The 582-nt window shown below is 39.7% G+C and carries 1 protein-coding gene; it reads right to left on the reverse strand.

Annotated elements, in window-relative coordinates; genetic code table 11:
* Positions 1-581, reverse strand: a 581-nt coding sequence (tssK, locus tag R8N47_RS26930; protein WP_318186330.1) for a type VI secretion system baseplate subunit TssK, incomplete at its 3' end; no start/stop codon positions are given.
* Position 582: the final 1 nt, after the last annotated feature.

Genomic DNA, 582 nt, shown 5'->3' on the forward strand with positions numbered 1-582 from the left:
GTCATTTCCATTGCATTACGTAGATACTCCGTCATCACCTTGTCATTTAACAAGTTTAGTAGTGGCTGTACGTAAGAGTCATCAAGAATGACCTCTCCTTCCTTAGAAACTTCTTTAATCTTAAGGATTGGTAGCTCTATATAACCTGTTAACTGCTCATTGCTTGATTTCAGCTCGATATTTAATGAGGCCACTTGAATCGTTTCTTCATCTTGGCCCGTCAGGTTATCAATAACGTCTAGATCTTGAAGTAAATACCGAGAAACCGTTGTTTCACTTGGATCCGCGATCATTTTACTGCTGACTTTTGAGAGTGGAACGATCACCTTCACTAAGGTATTTTCCGTCCCTTTTTTTACCTTTAAAGGAGACAGAAAACTTGTCGTTGCTGAAAAGTCTATCAGCGTCATATCAGGAAGAATTGCTTGAAGATTATCAAGTTCAATCAAGCCTGTTTTTAAGGCATGTTCTTTTACACGGCAATTCCAAACGCCCCAGTTATATGAGCCACCTAAACTGTGTAAGCCTTTATATTCATTAGATATTGCGCGTTCGTGCTGTTGAAAATGCTGGGGACGCAGA

This window comes from Vibrio sp. 2132-1, assembly GCF_033344315.1.